Genomic DNA, 19,688 nt, shown 5'->3' with positions numbered 1-19,688 from the left:
AGAAAAATAATGCCGATATTTCGCTTTACTGCACTTGCTGTGACACTGGGGTTATTATCAGCCCCTTATAACGCACTTGCAGCTACCAGCAATCCTGCATTTGATCCTAAAAATCTGATGCAGTCAGAAATCTATCACTTTGCGCAAAGTAACCCATTAGCGGACTTTTCATCAGATAAAAACTCAACACTGACGTTATCTGATAAGCGTAGTGTTATGGGAAGCCAATCCCTTTTGTGGAAATGGAAAGGTGGCAGCAGTTTTACTTTGCATAAAAAACTTATTGTCCCAACAGATAAAGAAGCGTCTAAAGCATGGGGACGTGCATCAACACCTGTTTTATCATTTTGGCTTTATAATGAAAAACCCATTGATGGCTATCTTACTATCGATTTTGGAGAGAAGCTGAATTCAACGAGCGAAGCGCAAGCGGGTTTTAAAGTAAAACTAAATTTCACTGGCTGGCGTGCTATTGGGATCTCTTTAAATAACGATCTTGAAAATCGAGAGATGACCTTAAATACAATGAATACCTCTTCTGATGGTACTCAAGACAGTATTGGCCGCTCTTTAGGTGCTAATGTCGATAGCATTCGATTTAAAGCGCCATCAAATGTAGGTCAGGGTGAAATCTATATCGATCGTATTATGTTTTCTATCGATGATGCTCGCTATCAATGGTCTGATTATCAAGTTAAAACACGCTTATCAGAGCCTGAGATCCAATTTCATAACGTGCAACCTCAGTTACCAGTGACACCTGAAAACTTAGCGGCGATTGATCTTATTCGCCAACGCTTGATTAATGAATTTGTCGGTGGTGAAAAAGAGACAAATCTCGCGTTAGAAGAAAATATTAGTAAATTAAAAAGTGACTTTGATGCACTCAATATTCGTACTTTAGCGGATGGTGGAATACAAGGGCGACATCTGATCACGGATAAACAAACTATTATTTATCAGCCAGAAAACCTTAATACTCAAGATAAGCCACTTTTTGATAATTATGTCATTCTTGGTAACTACACAACATTAATGTTTAATATCAGCCGTGCTTATGTTCTTGAAAAAGATCCCACGCAAAAGGCGCAACTAAAGCAGATGTACTTATTAATGACAAAGCATTTATTAGATCAAGGCTTTGTTAAAGGGAGTGCTTTAGTGACAACCCATCACTGGGGATACAGTTCTCGTTGGTGGTACATTTCTACACTATTAATGTCTGATGCCTTAAAAGAAGCAAATCTACAAACTCAAGTTTATGATTCATTACTGTGGTATTCACGAGAGTTTAAAAGTAGTTTTGATATGAAGGTAGGAGCAGATAGTTCAGACTTAGACTATTTCAACACCTTATCTCGTCAGCACTTAGCTTTATTACTACTAGAGCCTGATGATCAAAAGCGCATCAACTTAGTTAATACTTTCAGTCATTACATCACAGGGGCGTTAACTCAGGTACCACCAGGCGGTAAAGATGGTTTACGTCCTGATGGCACAGCGTGGCGCCATGAAGGTAACTATCCAGGTTACTCTTTCCCTGCCTTTAAAAATGCCTCTCAGCTCATTTATTTACTACGTGGCACACCATTTTCAGTGGGGGAAAGCGGTTGGAATAACCTGAAAAAAGCAATGGTCTCAGCGTGGATTTACAGTAACCCTGAAGTTGGATTACCTCTTGCTGGGCGACATCCCTTTAACTCACCTTCGTTAAAATCCGTCGCACAAGGCTACTACTGGCTTGCAATGTCTGCAAAACCATCTCCAGATAAAACACTCGCTTCTATTTATCTTGCTATTAGTGATAAAACTCAAAGTGAATCGAATGCTATTTTTGGGGAAACTATTGCGCCAGCTGCTTTACCTCAAGGCTTCTATTCCTTTAATGGCGGGGCTTTTGGTATTCATCGCTGGCAAGATAAAATGGTGACACTGAAAGCTTATAATACCAATGTTTGGTCATCGGAAATTTATAACAAAGATAACCGCTATGGTCGTTATCAAAGTCATGGTGTCGCTCAAATAGTGAGTAATGGTTCGCAGCTTTCACAGGGCTATCAGCAAGAAGGTTGGGATTGGAATAGGATGCCAGGGGCAACCACAATTCATCTTCCTCTTAAAGAATTAGACAGCCCTAAACCTCATACATTAATGCAACGTGGCGAGCGTGGATTTAGCGGAACGTCAGCCCTTGAAGGTCAATATGGCATGATGGCATTCGATCTGATTTATCCTGCTAATCTTGAACGTTTTGATCCTAATTTTACTGCGAAAAAAAGTGTATTAGCCGCTAATAACCACTTAATTTTTATCGGTAGCAATATAAATAGTAGTGATAAGAATAAAGATGTTGAAACAACCTTATTTCAACATGCCATAACGCCATCATTAAATACCATTTGGATTAATGGGCAAAAAGTTGAAGCATTTCCTTATCAAGCAACACTAAAACAAGGTGATTGGTTAATTGATAGCAACGGTAATGGTTATTTAATTACTCAAGCTGAAAAAGTGAATATCAGTCGTCAACACCAGACTTCGGCTGAAAATAAAAATCGTCAATCAACAGAAGGAAACTTCAGTTCAGCGTGGATTGATCACAGTGTTCAACCTAAAGATTCTAGTTATGAGTATATGGTCTTTTTAGATGCGACTCCTGAAAAAATGGAAGAGATGGCTAAAAAATTCCGTGAAAATAATGGGTTATATCAGGTTCTTCGTAAAGATAAAGATGTTCATATTATTTACGATAAACTCAGCAACGTGACGGGATACGCCTTTTATCAATCTGCCTCAATCGAAGATAAATGGATCAAAAAGGTTGATAAACCTGCGATTGTGATGACCCATCATCAAGGAAATACACTTACTGTTAGTGCTGTTACACCGGATTTAAACATGACACGTCAGAAAGCAGCAACTACCGTTACTATCAATGTCATCATCAACGGGAAATGGCAACCTAATGATAAAAATAGTGACGTAAAATATAACGTTTCAGGTGATAACACTGAACTAACGTTTACCAGTTACTTTGGTATTCCACAAGAAATCAAACTTTCACCTCTCTCTTGATATCACTAAAAGGAACGCACTTGCGTTCCTTTTTTATTTGCAGGAAATCTGATTATGCTAATAAAAAACCCTTTAGCACATGCAATAGCATTAAGCTTATGTTTATCATTACCCGCACAGGCATTACCTTCTCTTTCCCATGAAACTTTCGGTGATATTTATCTCTTTGAGAGTGAAATACCTAATACCCTCACCACTTCAGATAATAATCAATTATCACTGAGCAAGCAGCATGCTAAAGATGGTGAACAATCACTCAAATGGCAATATCAACCACAAACAACATTAACACTAAATAATATTGTTAATTACCAAGATGATAAAAATACAGCGATACCACTCACTTTTATGATGTGGATTTATAACGAGAAACCTCAATCTTCCCCATTAACATTTACATTTAAACAAAATAATAAAATTGCATTAAGTTTCGATACTCAACTTGATTTTACGGGATGGAGAGGTATTGCAGTTCCTTTTCGTGATATGCAAGGCACTGCAACAGGTCAATTTGATCAATTAGTGATAGCAGCTCCAAATCAGGCAGGAACTCTCTTTTTTGATCAAATTATTATGAGTGTACCTTTAGATAATCGTTGGGCAGTTCCTGACTATCAAACACCGTACGTAAATAATGCAGTAAATACCATGGTCAGTAAAAACTGGAGTGCTTTACTGATGTACGATCAGATGTTTAAAGCGCATTATCCAACTCTAAATTTCGATACCGAATTTCATGACGATCAATCTGAGATGGCATCAATTTACCAGCGTTTTGAGTATTATCAGGGAATTAGTAGCGAGAAAAAAATCACCTCTGACATGCTAAATAAAAATTTAGCGCTCTGGGAAAAATTAGAATTAACACAACACGCTGATGGTTCAATAACAGGAAAAGCACTAGATCATCCTAACCGGCAAAACTTTATGAAAGTCGAAGGTGTATTTAGTGATGAGACAAAACAAGCATTGCTTGATGCTAATATGCTAAGAGATGTGGGTAAAACACTTCTTCAAACTGCGATTTACTTACGTAGTAATTCCTTATCAGCAACCGATCGAAAAAAATTAGAAGATCTCTATTTATTAGGAACTCGTTACGTTCTTGAACAAGGTTTTACACGAGGTAGTGGTTATCAAATTATTACTCATGTTGGCTATCAAACCAGAGAGCTTTTTGATGCATGGTTTATTGGTCGTCATATTCTCGCAAAAAACAACCTGTTAGCCCCTACTCAACAAGCAATGATGTGGTACAACGCCACTGGCCGAATTTTCGAAAAAGATGATGAAATCATTGATGCAAACGTTGATATTCTCAACACTCAATTACAGTGGATGATAAAAAGCTTACTGATGTTGCCAGATTATCAACAACGCCAACAAGCTTTAGCACAACTGCAAAGCTGGCTCAATAAAACCATACTAAGTTCAAAAGGCATTGCCGGTGGTTTTAAATCCGATGGTTCTATCTTTCATCATTCACAACATTATCCTGCCTACGCTAAAGACGCATTTGGAGGTTTAGCACCGAGTGTTTATGCATTAAGTGACTCGCCTTTTCGCTTATCAATTTCAGCACATGAGCGTTTAAAAGATGTTCTGTTAAAAATGCGGATATACACTAAAGAGACACAAATTCCGGTGGTATTAAGTGGCCGCCATCCCACTGGATTACATAAAATTGGGATCGAGCCATTTAAATGGATGGCATTAGCAGGAACTCCTGATGGTAAACAGAAACTAGATCCCACATTATCCGCTGCTTATGCAAAATTAGATAACAAAGCATATTTTGAAGGTATTAAGGCTGAAAATGAACCTGTTGGTGCATGGGCAATGAATTACGCATCAATGGCAATACAACGCAGAGCATCAGCCCAGTCACCACAACAAAGCTGGCTTGCAATTGCTCGTGGTTTTAGTCGCTATCTTGTTGGTAATGAAAGCTATGAAAATAACAATCGTTATGGACGCTATTTGCAATATGGGCAATTGGAAATTATTCCTGCTGATTTAACTCAGTCTGGATTTAGCCATGCTGGATGGGATTGGAATCGATATCCGGGAACAACCACAATCCATCTTCCATATAACGAACTTGAGGCAAAACTGAATCAATTACCTAGTGCGGGTATTGAAGAAATGCTGCTTTCAACTGAGAGTTATTCTGGTGCCAATACATTAAATAACAACAGTATGTTTGCTATGAAATTACATGGCCACAGTAAGTATCAACAGCAGAGCTTGAAAGCAAATAAATCCTATTTCTTATTTGATAATAGAGTGATCGCTTTAGGCTCAGGTATTGAAAATGATGATAAGCAACATTCGACAGAAACAACACTATTCCAGTTCGCTGTTCCTAAATTACAATCAGTGATAATTAATGGCAAAGAGATTAATCAATTAGGTACTCAGTTAACTTTAAATAATGCAGATACTTTAATTGATCCTGCTGGTAATTTATACAAGCTGACTAAAGGACAGACCGTAGAGTTTAGTTATCAAAAACAACTCTCACTTGATGATAGAAATTCAAAATCAACAGAACAATTATTTGCAACAGCTGTTATTTCTCATGGTAAGGCACCGAGTAATGCAAATTATGAATATGCAATAGCTATCGAGGCACAAAATAATAAAGCTCCCGAATACACAGTATTACAACATAATGATCAGCTCCATGCGGTAAAAGATAAAATAACCCAAGAAGAGGGATATGCTTTTTTTGAAGCCACTAAGTTGAAGTCAGCGGATGCAACATTATTATCCAGTGATGCGCCTGTTATGATCATGGCTAAAATACAAAATCATCAATTAACATTAAGTATTGTTAATCCTGATTTAAATTTATATCAAGGTAGAGAAAAAGATCAATTTGATGATAAAGGTGATCAAATCGAAGTTAGTGTTTATTCTCGTCATTGGCTTACAGCAGAATCGCAATCAACAAATAGTACTATTACCGTAAAAGGAATATGGAAATTAACGACACCTCAACCCGGTGTTATTATTAAGCACCACAATAACAACACTCTTATTACGACAACAACCATACAGGCAACACCTACTATTATTAATTTAGTTAAGTAAATTTCGTAACTTTTAAACTAAAGAGTCTCGACATAAAAATATCGAGACTCTTTTTTTATTAAAAATAAGTTAACGAATTAATTAACTATTTAAAAAAGAAAAAACAAATCGATAGCTTTATTATTGAGAATAAATGTGTTGTGCTCAATGATTATTTTGTTATTCTCTGCGCGGGTGCTTGGATCAATCTGGTTCAAGCACTTTGCAATCACCAGAAAGAGAAAAGCCCCGGAAAATATATTCATATTAACCGAGGCGGACTCAAACCCTAACAATTTGATTCTGCCTCCTTATAAAGGAGCTGTCAAGAAGATGAACAAATATTCTCTGATTAGTGTGATTGTTATTAGTATAAATATCACGATATTACTGATAACTTTATTCTATAATAATCCAATCGAGAATTTCACTATTAATAGTGAGTATATAAATGTTCAGGTTAGGTTTATCAATAATAAACACTAACCTTGTGGGGGAGCACTCCCCCGAAGTTTTCTCATTAATTGATTACGGTTTAATCTAAGCACCCAAATTTAAAATAAGAGATAACAAATTATTGTTACCTCTTATTTTATTAGCTATCAAAATTAACGAATTAATTAATTATTTAAAAAAGAAAAAACAAATCGATAGCTTTATTATTGAGAATAAATGTGTTGTGCACAATGATTATTTTGTTATTCTCTGCGCGGGTGCTTGGATCAATCTGGTTCAAGCACTTTGCAAGCACCAGAAAGAGAAAAGCCCCGATTACGTTATTAAACATTAATCGAGGCCAAATCATACCCAACAATTTGATTTTGCCTCTATCTTTATCGGAGTGCAAGAGGAAATGAAAAAATATTCTTTAATCGGACTAATGATCGTGACGATGATAATATCAAATCACGTATTATTAGAGAGTAAATATCTTATTTATTCATACCAACTACTGAATATTTAACCATTCAGATTAATATAATTATTATTTTATATTAATCTTGTGGGGGAGCGATCCCCCACAGTTTTCTTTTTCAATAGTTGTGTATTTATCTAAGCACCCGAATTTACAATAAAAGGTAACAGATTACCGTAACTTCTTATTTTATAACCCATCCCAATTAACGAATTAATTAACTATTAAAAAAAGAAAAAACAAATCGATAGCTTTATTATTGAGAATAAATGTGTTGTGCTCAATGATTATTTTATTATTCTCTGCGCGGGTGCTTGGATCAATCTGGTTCAAGCATTTTGCAAGCACCAGAAAGAGAAAAGCCCCGGTAAATATATTGTATATTCACCGAGGCGGACTCAAACATAGACAATTTGATTCTGCCTCCATTTTTATCGGAGTGCAAGAGGAAATGAAAAAATATTCTTTAATCGGACTAATGATCGTGACGATGATAATATCAAATCACGTATTATTAGAGAGTAAATATCTTATTTATTCATACAAAACAATGAATATTTAACCATTCAGATTAATATAATTATTATTTTATATTAATCTTGTGGGGGAGACCCCCCCCACAGTTTCCTTCTTCAATAATTGTGTATTTATCTAAGCACCCAAATTTAAAATAAGAGATAACAAATTATTATTACCTCTTATTATATTAAAAATAAAAAAGCCGACCTTATTTTTGGTCGGCATCCTAGATAGGAAAATATTGTGCGGAAGGCATGTAAAGCGCAAGAAAAACAACAAAGCGTCAATATCAAAGCTATAGCAATTTTACAAAAGATTTAAAACTTCACTTCCTGCTAATAAATAAGCGCCAGCACCATAATCCATATTATGTTCGAACTTCACTTCACGAGGGTTAAATGCAGGAAGTTGAACCCAACCTATCATGCCATTGTCATGAATACAGGTTTGTAATGCTGACCATGCTCTATTTAATGCAGGGAAATACACATCTTTCTCTAATACTCCCTGATTAATTCCCCATGCTAGCCCATAACAAAATAGCGCTGTTGCTGAACTTTCTGGTGCAGGAAAATTATCAGGATCGAGTAAACTGGTGCGCCAAAAACCATCTTCATGTTGATAATCTAGGATGGAGGTCGCTAATTCTTTGAATAATGCAATATAACGTTCACGACCATGATAATCATCAGGCATATATTTTAAGATACGCGGTATCGAAGCTAAAACCCAACCAATACCACGGCTCCAAAATACTTTTTCACCATTAGCTTCTCGTAATTCATTGCCTTGGCCATCAGGAATATAGCGATGATCACGGAAGATAAGCCCTGTTTCAGGATCACGTAAATGGTCAATAGCATCCCAATAAGCTGTGTGCATATAATCTAAATAACGTCGCTCATTAGTGATTTCAGCTAATGCAGCAAATCCTGGAGGCGCCATAAAAAGCGCATCACACCACCACCAATCTTCACGGCCAGGCTTTGGCTCATTGAGCATGATATCAAATGCTTTGATTGTTGGTTCAATCACTTCAGATTGTTCAAAAAGAGGGCTAATGGCGAGATAAGCTTGTGCACAAACATGATCATCAGCAAAACGAGCATTAGGACCTGTTCTAAATCCTGTATGTAATGTGTAATTCAATATGCCATTAAGATATTCTTCATCTTGTGTAGCTTGCCATGCTGCACTTACACAACTCCATAAAACACCACGTTCCCAATCCGTGTCTTTAATAAAACGGGTTTTACCACTACGGCGACGAACACTGCGAACTTGATTAGCCGATTGATAACGATACACTCGCTTCATGTTTTGTAATACAAGCTCTCTTTGCAAAGTCTCTGTATTAGCGTGTTCCATCCTATTTCTCCATGAAATTAACGAGCTAACCAACCACCATCAACGGCAATGGTGTATCCATTAACATAGTCACTGGCTTTAGAGGCTAAGAAAATCGCAGGACCTGCAACATCTTCAGGAGTTCCCCAACGTCCAGCAGGAATACGCTCTACAATGGCGGCATTACGTGCATCATCAGCACGCAGAGCAGCCGTGTTATCTGTTGCCATATAGCCCGGAGCAATTGCATTTACATTGATATTGTACTGAGAGAGTTCAGTCGCCAATGCGCGAGTTAATCCCATTACTGCGGATTTACTTGCGGTGTAAGAAGGCACACGAATACCACCTTGATAAGAGAGCATAGAAGCAATATTAATTATCTTGCCTCCCTCTCCTTGCTTCACAAATTGGCGAGCCACTTTTTGGGATAAAAAGAATAGTGTTTTCTGGTTAATATCAATCACATCATCCCAATCTTTTTCACCAAACTCCAAAAGATCTTCTCGACGAATAATACCGGCATTATTTACTAAAATATCAATACGCCCCATGACAGAAATTGCTTCATCCACCAGCGCTTGTAATCCATCTTGTTTCATTAGATTTTGCGTAATGTAATGAAAACGGCGTCCCAATGCCTCTACTTGTTGGCGAGTTTCTGGTGCATCTTGAATTCCAACGCCCACAATATCTGCACCCGCTTTGGCTAAACCAATAGCCATGCCTTGGCCTAACCCGGTATTACAGCCTGTAACAATAGCAACCTTGCCATTTAAATCGAATAAATTCATAACAATAACCTCTTAGGTGTGGCTTGATAGCCACACCTTTTTATATGTAGGGTAAGAAGAAAATATAACTATTTATGGTTATTTCAGATCTTTCATTGCCACATGATCCATATCGTGGAAGACCTGATTTTCACCGACCATTCCCCAAATAAAGGTATAAGATGCTGAGCCCACACCGGAGTGAATTGACCAACTAGGGCTTATCACTGCTTGCTCGTTACGAACAACCAAATGACGAGTTTCCGTTGGTTCTCCCATATAATGGAAAACCACATTGTCATCTTTCATATCAAAATAGAGATACACTTCCATACGGCGTTCATGTGTATGGCAAGGCATGGTATTCCATAAGCTGCCCGGTTCAAGAACCGTCATACCCATAGATAATTGACATGTTGGCAAAACTGAAGGGTGTAAGAATTTATAAATAGTACGAACGTTACAGTTTTCTGCATTACCAATTTTTTCTGGTGATGCTTGTTGCTGCGTTATTTTGCGTGTTGGGTAAGTATGATGGGCTGGTGCACAGTTCATATAAAAACGAGCCGGCGTTTCTACACTGTCACTGGTAAATTCAACACTTTTAGCGCCCATTCCGATATAAATTGCTTCACGAGGGCCAATGTCAAAGACATCACCATCAACAACCACTTTACCCGCACCGCCAATATTAATGGCACCTAACTCACGTCTTTCTAAAAAGAAATCAACGCCTAAGGCTTTACCCGCCATTAATGCTAAAGGCTGTGTTGTAGGAACAATACCGCCAACAATAATGCGATCTATATGGCTATAAGTGAGATTCATTTCCCCTTCACAGAATAGGTTTTCAATCAGGAACTCCTTGCGGAGTCCTTCTGTATCAAGCCTTTTAGCATGTTCACTATGAATTGGCTGACGAATTTCCATTATAAATACCTCATTTTTACTGATGGGTGCATAACTGAAAAGCTACACATTTTCCCCGGATACAGAGTAAATATGATTTCCTCTGATGAATGTATCGGTGAGATGAAAACATTCATCCACCACAGCAAAGCTGGCTTGTCGCCCAACTTTGATATAACCCAATTTGTCGCCGATACCGAGATACTCAGCTGGGATCGCACTCGCCATTTGTACTGCTTCCCATTCAGGAACATGTGCTAGTTGCACCATATTTCTTAATGCACTGTCTAAGCTACATGTACTCCCAGCCAAAGAACCATCTGCTGTTTTTGCCTGACCTTGGGAGACGCTAACTGTTTGAGCGCCTAGCGTGTAATCACCGTCAGGTAATCCCCCAGCACGCATGCAATCTGTAATTAAAGCGAGTTGTTGGTAACCTTTCATGCGATACGCTAATTGCATCATAACGGGATGAACATGAATGCCATCTGCAATCAATTCCGCCAATACATTGTGATACAACACGGCACCACAACATCCCGGTTCGCGATGATGAAGTCCCGTCATTCCGTTATACAAATGCACGCCACAATCAGCTCCACGTAAAAATGCATCTGATGTTTGTTCATAAGTTGCCGCTGTATGCGCCACACTAGGTTTAATGCCTCGATTGACCAACCAATCAATCGCCTCCATCGAACCTTGTGCTTCCGGCGCAACAGCGACACGCAATAATGTGTCCCCCGCACTTTCAAGCAATGTTTCTAGCTCTGATATCGTGGGTGCTTTTAGATATTTCACAGGATGAGAGCCTCTATGGCGCTCAGTAAAATAAGGCCCTTCTAAAAAGCTCCCAAGTAACTGTGCACCAGACGTTTGTGGCTTCGATAAAAACTCACGTACTTGTGATAATGCTTGGCGGATATCATCCATAGGTGCTGTTACTGTTGTACCAACCCAAGCAACCACACCCGTTTTCACTAAAGCATCAGCAATGGTTTGTAACCCTTGTTGAGTCGCATCCATGACATCGGCACCTTCACGGCCATGAATATGAATATCCACAAACCCGGGTAATAACGATTTCCCTTTTAGGCGAATAATGGGGCAATCTGTTGGTGCTTGCGTGGTGATTGACTCAATCACATCGTCTTTAACACGGACATAGCAAAGATAACGAATACCTTCTGGTGTAAAAGTTCGATCGGCTAAAATGGCATATTGCTGACTCATAAACCGTCTTCTTCTTCAACATCATTGCTATCTATTTGTGCCAATTGCTCACGAATATCTTGAATACTGTCTTGACCTATTTCGCGTAATATTTGCACTAACTCTGATGTTGAACACCCTTCTCGTTCGAAAGCCGCATTAACAATCATCGGTAGATTCACACCCGCTAATACTTCAACGGCAGGATTTTGCATCATAATGGCCATTGCACGATTACAAGGGGTTCCACCAGGTAAATCTGTTAGGAATAGATATTGCTGACATGACATTGAATTAATCGCTTCACGCATTTTTTCTTCAAGTTCATCAGGAGAAATTGACTCAACAAAATCGATAAATGCGATATCTTCTTGCTCGCCAGCAATCGCTTTGACGGCTGATGCCATACCAGAGGCAAAATTAAGATGTCCTGAAACAATAATACCTATCATGAGTGACTCCTTGCGGGCAGCAGAAACCTCTCCTGCCCGTTTATAGCAAGTTAATAATGTATTTCGATTGACAATAACGACGGCGATAAAGGCTTTCTGTTATAAGAACCCTAATACGTGACCGACAACGCCAAATGCAAGAGTTGAGAAAATCAATACCGGAGGCTTACCCCAAAAACCGGTGCTTTTTACCATTTTGTACATAAGGAAAACCAAGCACAGAGGTAACAAGTTCGGCATGATTTTATCAAAGAGCGCGGTTTGTAATTCAACCACCTTACCCCCCAGCTCCAGCGAGGCGGTGGTTTGCACCTTGATAAAAGTTGCACTCAGCGCACCGATAACAAAGATACCCATAATATTGGCAGCTTTAGCTAGCTTTTCGGTGGCATCACTCATATTGACCATCGCAGCCGTTCCTGCGCGATAGCCCATAAACATCAGCCCGAAATACACTAAAAAGTGAACAATTTGATACAAGAAGAAGAAAACAAAAGGCCCCGCAATCGAACCTTCCATTGCAATAGATGCGCCTAATGCCAATGTCAGTGGCATCAAGGTCATATGGTCGATAGCGTCACCGATCCCCCCTGTTGGCCCCATTCCCGCAACTTTCATAACGTTAACAGTCGATGGTTTTTCTTTATTTTCTTCCATTGCAACGGCTGTACCCAATAAAAAGGTAAACAGCTTAGGACTGGCATTAAAAAATTGCAGATGGTTTTTTAGTGATGTTGCATAGTCGCGCTTATTATTCCCATGAATTTTCTTTAATGCTGGAATAATCGAGAAGGCAAATCCACCACCTTGCATACGTTCAAAGTTAAAGTTACCTTCCATAAATAAACCACGGAATGCACACTTCCAAAGGTCGCCTTTAGTGATAACTTTTCTGACCGTGGTATCTTGATACTCATCAATGCCATCAATCAAAGAACCCGTTTCTGTTTTATCCTGCGTTTTCAATGCGGTGCTATTATCAGATACCATCTTCGAAATCCTCATTCTGCTGACTTGTATTTTTGTTGTTACCACTAAAGAAGAAGTAAAGCGCAGCGGCTGATGCGCCTAAAATAGCGACTGCCATAATTGGGAGTTTTAGATAGGTTGTCATCACGAAACCAATGAAGAACACACCTGCAACTTCTTTTGACCACATGATTTTCAACAACATTGCGAAACCAATAGCAGGAACCATTTTCGCTCCGATGCCTAAGCCTTCAAGCAACACTTTTGGGGTATTATCATCAATCCATTGAGCCGCATGTTCACCAAAGTAGACCGTCACAAAGGCAACTAAAGCATAGAGTAATGAACGTACTGTAATTGTGATAATAAGTAGCCGAGAAACTCCGGCTGCATCCGCTCTTTCCGCATATCTATCCGCTTTCCCCATTGTGAAAGCAGTCATGGCAAAGAAACCAATCACGAGCATTTGCATTAACACCGCAATTGGCATACCAATTCCCATGGCAACTTCAGGTGATTGTTTTGTCATTACTGCAAAAGCAACCGCTGCAATCGTACCTAAAGTCACATCAGGTGGTTGAGCGCCTGCGTTAGGAACCAATCCTAACCACGCAAGTTCTAACGTTGCCCCTGCAATTAATCCAACTTGCATATCCCCCATAATTAGGCCAACAACAGGCCCCGTAATTAATGGTCTGTGAATATTTAATGCAACGTCATACTTATCTATACCGCAAAAGAAGGCCCATAAAGCCACTAAAGAAGCTTCAAAAATCATAAATAATCCTCAAACCTGCTAATGCAGGTTTTTTTATTCAGGAAATTATCAGGCTGATGCGAGCGCTAACACATCAACGGGTGTCTGATCGGGAGTGTTTTGAATGGTGCAAGTGACCCCATTTGCGACGAGACTTTTAAATGCATCAATATCGGCATCATTAACTGATACGGTTTTCGCAATCTGGCGTTTCCCTTCATGAAAATGCATATTGCCAACATTACAGTGAGTAATAGGCACACCACCTTCCACTAAACGGGCAACATCTTTCGGGGTATTACACAAAACAAAAATTTTCTGACGAGGAGATGCTTTACTAATCACATCAATTGTTTTTTGAATAGAGAAGAAACGAACAGCGTATTCACCACCCGCTGACGCTTTCATTCCTGCTTGCATAAATGCGGCATTAGGGCCTTCTGCTGCATCATCATTAGCCACTAAAATCAGATTTGCTTCTGTATGTTTACCCCATGTAATGCGGATTTGACCATGGAGTAAACGTTCATCAATGCGGGTCCAGACAATGTTCGGTGTGTTCATAATTAGCTCTCTTATTATATTTTATTAATTTAAAGCAGACTGTGTGTCGTCTTTTTTGTGTGAGAACGGATAAATTGTGACGCCTTGTACAACACGGTTGATTTCTCCTGTCGGAGACGGGTTATCAGGCGTATTCCCTAGTGCAATGGAACTGTGAAATGCGAATGATTGCGCCAACATCAAGTAAGGGAACAATAGCGCCACATCAGAACAGTTCTCTAACGCAGGAATATAAACAAAACTCTCAGGCGAAAAAGCTTTATCATTTCGTGCGGTGATCGCGATCACCTTGCCTGATGCATTATCGTGAATAACCTCTCGTAATAAGTCAGTCTCATATTGACGTGTATAAGGATCATTAGAGAAAAACATCACCACTAAAGTTTCTTTATTTACGATAGACTTAGGCCCATGTCGAAAGCCTAATGGAGTATCAAAGCTCGCAACCACTTTACCCGCTGTAAGCTCTAACATTTTCAACGCAGCTTCCTGTGCTAAACCTTGTAATCCACCGCTTCCAAGATAAATAACCCGTTTAAATTTCCCTGCGTATTTATCACGAATAACCTGGTTAGCTTTATCAAACTGCGCTTTATAGTCACTAAAGAACGGGGCGATTGATTCACTAAATACGTTATCACCTAAAAAGAGGGTCACCGCCGCCATCATCATGGATGAAAAACTAGAGGTCATCGCTAAAGAACGGTCATTCGACTCTTCAGGCATCAATAACGCCAATGCACTGCTGTTATTTTGACAATATTCATAAAGCTTGCCATTTGCATTACATGTCAGCACCAAGTGATAACACTGTGATAGGCATTCCGTTGCAACATCTAATGCAGCCACACTTTCAGGACTATTTCCTGAACGAGCAAAAGAAATCAATAACGTAGGGATGTCTTCTGCTAAATACTCTTGTGGATCAGCCACTAAATCGGTTGTTGCAATCGCATCGACGCGACGTTTTGTATGGCCACTTAAAATGGGAGCCAATGCTTTCCCAGCAAATGCAGACGTACCTGCACCAGTTAAAATAATTCGCGCATGAGGTACTGCCAGCGCTTTATTTAGAAAGGTTTCAATATCAGCACGTTTTTCTTTTACTGATTGCCATGTTTTCTTCCAACATTCTGGTTGTTGCTCAATTTCTTTCGCAGTCCAAAATGCATTTAGTTGCTCTAATTGAGCGGTTTGATAACTTAAATATTCCATGGTTTCCCTCAATTAATGGACATAGCACGCATCGGCATACACCGATAACACATCACGAATTTTCGCAATAACAAAAGATTCAGGCGATCCGTCAATCATGCCTTCTCTAAATTGGGTGAATTGATAAGGCAGATATTGGCTCAGTAGCGGTAATGGAATTGGTTTGACGGATAAGTTATCCATTAATGTGTCGATAGCGGCATTAATCTCAGCATCAGGCCAGTAATAGCGAATACGATCACTAAAACTATATACTCGAGCAAAGGCTTGTTGACGCTCATCACCATGATAGTATTTTTGCCAAAAACCCGGTTCACGGCACATCAGTTGCTCCATTTTTTCACGTAATTTGGAGCACTGTTCTTGAGGGAATAATGTTTCTTCAATGGAGCAAAGCGCGTATAAACCCTCACGCATTGCAAAGGTTAATGCAGGCCCTACTTTTAAAATCGCAAAGTGATCATTAACTAGCTGTTTATAAGCTTCTTTAGTTTGATAATCCGTAGAGTGTGCTTCGAAAACAAGATGAGAATAATCATTTACCACTTGGCTTAATGCTTGTGCTTCTTCTGATTGATAATCAATGATACCCGTATGATCAAACTCAACGCCAGGTTGAACAACCAGACCAATAACGCGTTCCCAACAATCACCAACGCCCACATTTTGAAAAGCTTGGCGATGGCACTCTAATGTTTTACGAGCAGCATCAGGTGAAGTCACTTCAACAGTATCAAGTTCTTCAGCGGCACCGCCCGGAACGGGAACTTCTGTACCAACAACATAAACAATATCACTTGTGCCGAATGTCTCTTTTGCTGTTTTTTCTGCAATTACAGCAAGGCGTGCTGCACGAGATGCCACAATTTCATCCGTTAAAGGAATGGGATCATCAGCACAAGACATGCTGCAATCGAGATGAATTTTTTTAAAGCCCGCGGCAACATAATGTGCAATCAACACATCTGCATTTGCCATCGCTTCTTCAGCGTTAAGATGTTGCCAACGATTAGGCCCTAAATGGTCACCACCAAGAATAAGTTTCTCGATAGGAAAACCCACATTTTCAGCTTGTTCAATGACATATTGGTAGAAGTCAGCGGGAGTCATTCCCGTATAACCACCAAACTGATCAACCTGATTAGAGGTGGCCTCAATTAGCAGAAAGGAATCATTATCCAGCGCTTGTAATAGAGCTGCTTCTATTACTAAAGGGTGGGCAGAACAAACAGAATAAATGCCATTCTGTTTGCCTGATTTGTGTTGCTGAACAATCTTTTCTAAAGGATGCATTAAATACTAACTCCATAATCAACACCGGCGGTGTTGCTAATGGAGTTAGCAAATTACGATGCCTTATCGTCGACGATAATCACTTCGATTTTGTGATCTTTCAGTTCCTGAATATATTCTTCAGGGATACCTGAATCGGTCACTAATATATCAATATCACCAAATTCTCTGATCATATGACAGCTGCGTTTACTGAATTTCGTAGAATCTGCAACCGCAATAATCGTTTCTGAGATATCACACATTAAACGGTTAAGACTAGCTTCCTGTTCATTGTGTGTGGTAATACCAACGCGTAAATCGAATCCGTCAACCCCCAGAAAAACCTTATCAAACCGGTAATTTCTAAGGCTATTTTCAGCTTGTGAGCCTGAAAAAGACAACGCACTTTTTCGCAATACACCACCGGTCATTAATACTTCCACACCTGAGGTATTTGCTAACTCCATTGCGACATCCAGACCGTTAGTCATGACCACTACATTTTCGCGCGACTTTAAATGTGTCGCGATTTCGCGAGTAGTTGTCCCCGAGTCAAGAATGACGGTGTCTCCATCCTTTATCAGCGTTGCGGCAGCTTTCCCGATTAATGTTTTTATGCCCGCGTTTTGCCCACGTTTTTCGTGGATACTCAATTCGGCAATAAATCCTGTATTAGGAATTGCTGCACCATGAGAGCGAACGATATAACCATTTTTCTCAAGAAAACTTAGATCGCTGCGGATAGTGACACTTGAGACTTTAAATAATTCAGCGAGATCTTCGACTCTGGCTTTACCTTGTTGGTTTACCATATCGAGGATTTCCATACGCCTCTCAACTGCCGCTTTCACTTTCGTCTCCTTACGAAACCAAAAGACTTTCTTTCGATTGGTTTCGAATGTAGTTTACTACGCCAATTTTTACCGACAATGCAAAAAAACAAAACTTTTGATCTCTTTCACAAAGTTTCGAATCACCGTCGATTGCTTACGATTATTTTCGTGTAGCTTCAATAATAGCCTTGAGGCCACCAGTTTCCAATAAATAAAATGATATAACGCAACCCTATACTTATGATTACACCATATATCGCTATATAAAACACAATAATATAGATTTAACACAGCTACATATCAGAAAATGCAGAGTAAAACTTCATTGCATTCATTTATTTTCGAAAAACAAATCAAGATAAATAGCTCAAATAGTCAATAAACCCTGAAATAGTATCAAACCGAAAGTACTGGAATCGAAAATTCATACTCTAATCTTTCGAAAATAACTTTCAATTACTTTCGATGTTTTGTATTTGTGATTTTAATCTCTTTTGTTTTGATAAATTTTACGTAATGTAACAGGATAAAAAAGAAACTCAGGAAATGACTAATGGCATTAAATCAACCTGCTTATTTTCATATGATGGCAAAACCTACAAGCTACCACTGTAATATTAAGTGTGAATACTGCTTTTATCTGGAAAAAGAAAATATTTTTCAAGATGAAGAAAAAGAGGCTGGTCATATAGTCATGCCTGATGGTGTGCTGCGTCGTTATATTAAAGATTATATTCAATCACACGGTGGCGATCAGGTTGATTTCTCTTGGCAGGGTGGAGAGCCAACGCTTGCGGGGCTAGCCTTCTTTGAAAAAGTAGTCAAATACCAAAAGCAATTTGCTAACGGCAAAACGATTACAAATAGTGTACAAACTAATGCAATCGCCATTAATCGCCAGTGGGCGCAATTCTTTGCTGATAATCACTTTCTATTAGGCGTTTCAATTGATGGTATTGAAGCTGTTCACGATAAATATCGTATTTCGGTCAATGGAAGCCCTACTTTTGAACGAGTAAAACGTGCAATTAAGTTACTCAATGAATATGGAGTCGAATTTAACACACTCACTGTCGTTAATGACCAAAACTGGAATAAAGGAAAAGAAACTTATCAAGCCTTAAAAGAATTAGGTTCCACTTTCTTTCAATTTATTCCCATTGTCGAAGTCGATAGACGCTTTACTCATACTCACGGAGGACATTATGCGCCGGGCCCCAATGCACAATTAGCGCCATTTTCTGTTCCTGCTGAAGGCTATGGGCAATTTATGGCTGAAGTATTTGATGAATGGGTACGGCAAGGTGATATCGGGAAAATATATATCCGCTTATTTGATAGTTTATTAGGCACATGGATGGGTTATCCCGCATCAACCTGTATTCAATCTAAAACCTGTGGTCAGGCATTGATCATTGAAGCCAATGGTGATGTTTACTCTTGTGATCACTATGTTTATCCCGCCAATAATTTGGGCAATATTCATCAAAATAGCCTTGCTCATTTAGCCACATCAAAACAGCAACAGCGCTTTGGTCAAAATAAATATGATAAACAAACTAGCCTTTGCAAACAGTGTGAAGTGCAAAGCTTATGTTATGGCGGTTGCCCTAAACATCGCATTATTGCTATTGAAGGCGAAAAACATCGCCATAACTACCTATGTCGCTCTTATAAAAAAATATTTCACCATACCGCGATAGGCATGCAATTAATGCAACAAGCTATTTCACGCGGAGGCCTAGCTAGTGACGCACTTCCTGCAATGAAAAAAAATTACCTAAAATAACTCTTTTT

General features: G+C 39.1%; 14 protein-coding genes. 3 read left to right on the top strand and 11 right to left on the bottom strand.

The window, feature by feature from the left end; translation table 11 throughout:
- The first annotated feature begins 9 nt into the window (after positions 1-9).
- Complete coding sequence (locus tag GTK47_RS08175; protein ID WP_165122713.1) at positions 10-3,075, top strand: chondroitinase family polysaccharide lyase; 3,066 nt, start codon at positions 10-12, stop codon at positions 3,073-3,075.
- A gap of 54 nt (positions 3,076-3,129) precedes the next feature.
- On the top strand, positions 3,130-6,171 hold the full coding sequence (locus GTK47_RS08170; RefSeq protein ID WP_165122712.1) for a chondroitinase family polysaccharide lyase: 3,042 nt from the start codon (positions 3,130-3,132) through the stop codon (positions 6,169-6,171).
- A 1,720-nt stretch (positions 6,172-7,891) separates the two neighbouring features.
- Here the strand turns inward: GTK47_RS08170 and GTK47_RS08165 are convergent.
- The 11 genes from GTK47_RS08165 to agaR all read right to left on the bottom strand — a co-directional run bounded on the left by GTK47_RS08165 (position 7,892) and on the right by agaR (position 17,909).
- The gene (locus GTK47_RS08165) at positions 7,892-8,953 is read right to left on the bottom strand and encodes a glycoside hydrolase family 88 protein (RefSeq protein ID WP_165122711.1); all 1,062 of its coding nucleotides are present in this window, start codon (positions 8,951-8,953) and stop codon (positions 7,892-7,894) included.
- Between the two features lie 17 nt (positions 8,954-8,970).
- On the bottom strand, positions 8,971-9,726 hold the full coding sequence (gene kduD, locus GTK47_RS08160) for a 2-dehydro-3-deoxy-D-gluconate 5-dehydrogenase KduD (protein WP_098942141.1): 756 nt from the start codon (positions 9,724-9,726) through the stop codon (positions 8,971-8,973).
- Positions 9,727-9,804: 78 nt separating this feature from the next.
- Positions 9,805-10,635 (bottom strand): 5-dehydro-4-deoxy-D-glucuronate isomerase, encoded by an 831-nt coding sequence (gene kduI, locus GTK47_RS08155; protein WP_098942140.1) that lies wholly within the window; start codon positions 10,633-10,635, stop codon positions 9,805-9,807.
- 42 nt (positions 10,636-10,677) lie between these two features.
- The gene (nagA, locus tag GTK47_RS08150; RefSeq protein WP_165122710.1) at positions 10,678-11,847 is read right to left on the bottom strand and encodes an N-acetylglucosamine-6-phosphate deacetylase; all 1,170 of its coding nucleotides are present in this window, start codon (positions 11,845-11,847) and stop codon (positions 10,678-10,680) included.
- Complete coding sequence (gene agaF / locus GTK47_RS08145; RefSeq protein ID WP_165122709.1) at positions 11,844-12,278, bottom strand: PTS galactosamine/N-acetylgalactosamine transporter subunit IIA; 435 nt, start codon at positions 12,276-12,278, stop codon at positions 11,844-11,846. Before agaF ends, nagA begins: the two co-directional genes overlap by 4 nt.
- A gap of 99 nt (positions 12,279-12,377) precedes the next feature.
- Positions 12,378-13,268, bottom strand: a complete 891-nt coding sequence (locus tag GTK47_RS08140; protein ID WP_072063421.1) for a PTS system mannose/fructose/sorbose family transporter subunit IID — start codon at positions 13,266-13,268, stop codon at positions 12,378-12,380.
- Complete coding sequence (agaW, locus tag GTK47_RS08135; protein WP_165122708.1) at positions 13,258-14,025, bottom strand: PTS N-acetylgalactosamine transporter subunit IIC; 768 nt, start codon at positions 14,023-14,025, stop codon at positions 13,258-13,260. Before agaW ends, GTK47_RS08140 begins: the two co-directional genes overlap by 11 nt.
- A 48-nt stretch (positions 14,026-14,073) precedes the next feature.
- On the bottom strand, positions 14,074-14,568 hold the full coding sequence (gene agaV, locus GTK47_RS08130) for a PTS N-acetylgalactosamine transporter subunit IIB (protein WP_165122707.1): 495 nt from the start codon (positions 14,566-14,568) through the stop codon (positions 14,074-14,076).
- A gap of 24 nt (positions 14,569-14,592) precedes the next feature.
- Positions 14,593-15,783 carry an SIS domain-containing protein gene (locus GTK47_RS08125; RefSeq protein ID WP_165122706.1) on the bottom strand — a complete coding sequence of 397 codons (1,191 nt, stop codon included), beginning with the start codon at positions 15,781-15,783 and terminating at the stop codon, positions 14,593-14,595.
- A 12-nt stretch (positions 15,784-15,795) separates the two neighbouring features.
- Positions 15,796-17,076, bottom strand: a complete 1,281-nt coding sequence (gene kbaZ, locus GTK47_RS08120; RefSeq protein WP_165122705.1) for a tagatose-bisphosphate aldolase subunit KbaZ — start codon at positions 17,074-17,076, stop codon at positions 15,796-15,798.
- Between the two features lie 53 nt (positions 17,077-17,129).
- Positions 17,130-17,909: a transcriptional repressor AgaR gene (gene agaR / locus GTK47_RS08115; RefSeq protein WP_036912386.1), complete on the bottom strand. Its 780-nt coding sequence runs from the start codon at positions 17,907-17,909 to the stop codon at positions 17,130-17,132.
- A 535-nt stretch (positions 17,910-18,444) separates the two neighbouring features.
- Between agaR and GTK47_RS08110 the strand changes: the two genes are divergently transcribed.
- Complete coding sequence (locus GTK47_RS08110) at positions 18,445-19,680, top strand: anaerobic sulfatase maturase (protein ID WP_165122704.1); 1,236 nt, start codon at positions 18,445-18,447, stop codon at positions 19,678-19,680.
- The last annotated feature ends 8 nt before the right edge of the window (positions 19,681-19,688 follow it).

It is taken from the genome of Proteus sp. ZN5, assembly GCF_011046025.1.
GTDB lineage: Bacteria > Pseudomonadota > Gammaproteobacteria > Enterobacterales > Enterobacteriaceae > Proteus.
This window is presented reverse-complemented; position numbering and strand designations above follow the sequence as displayed.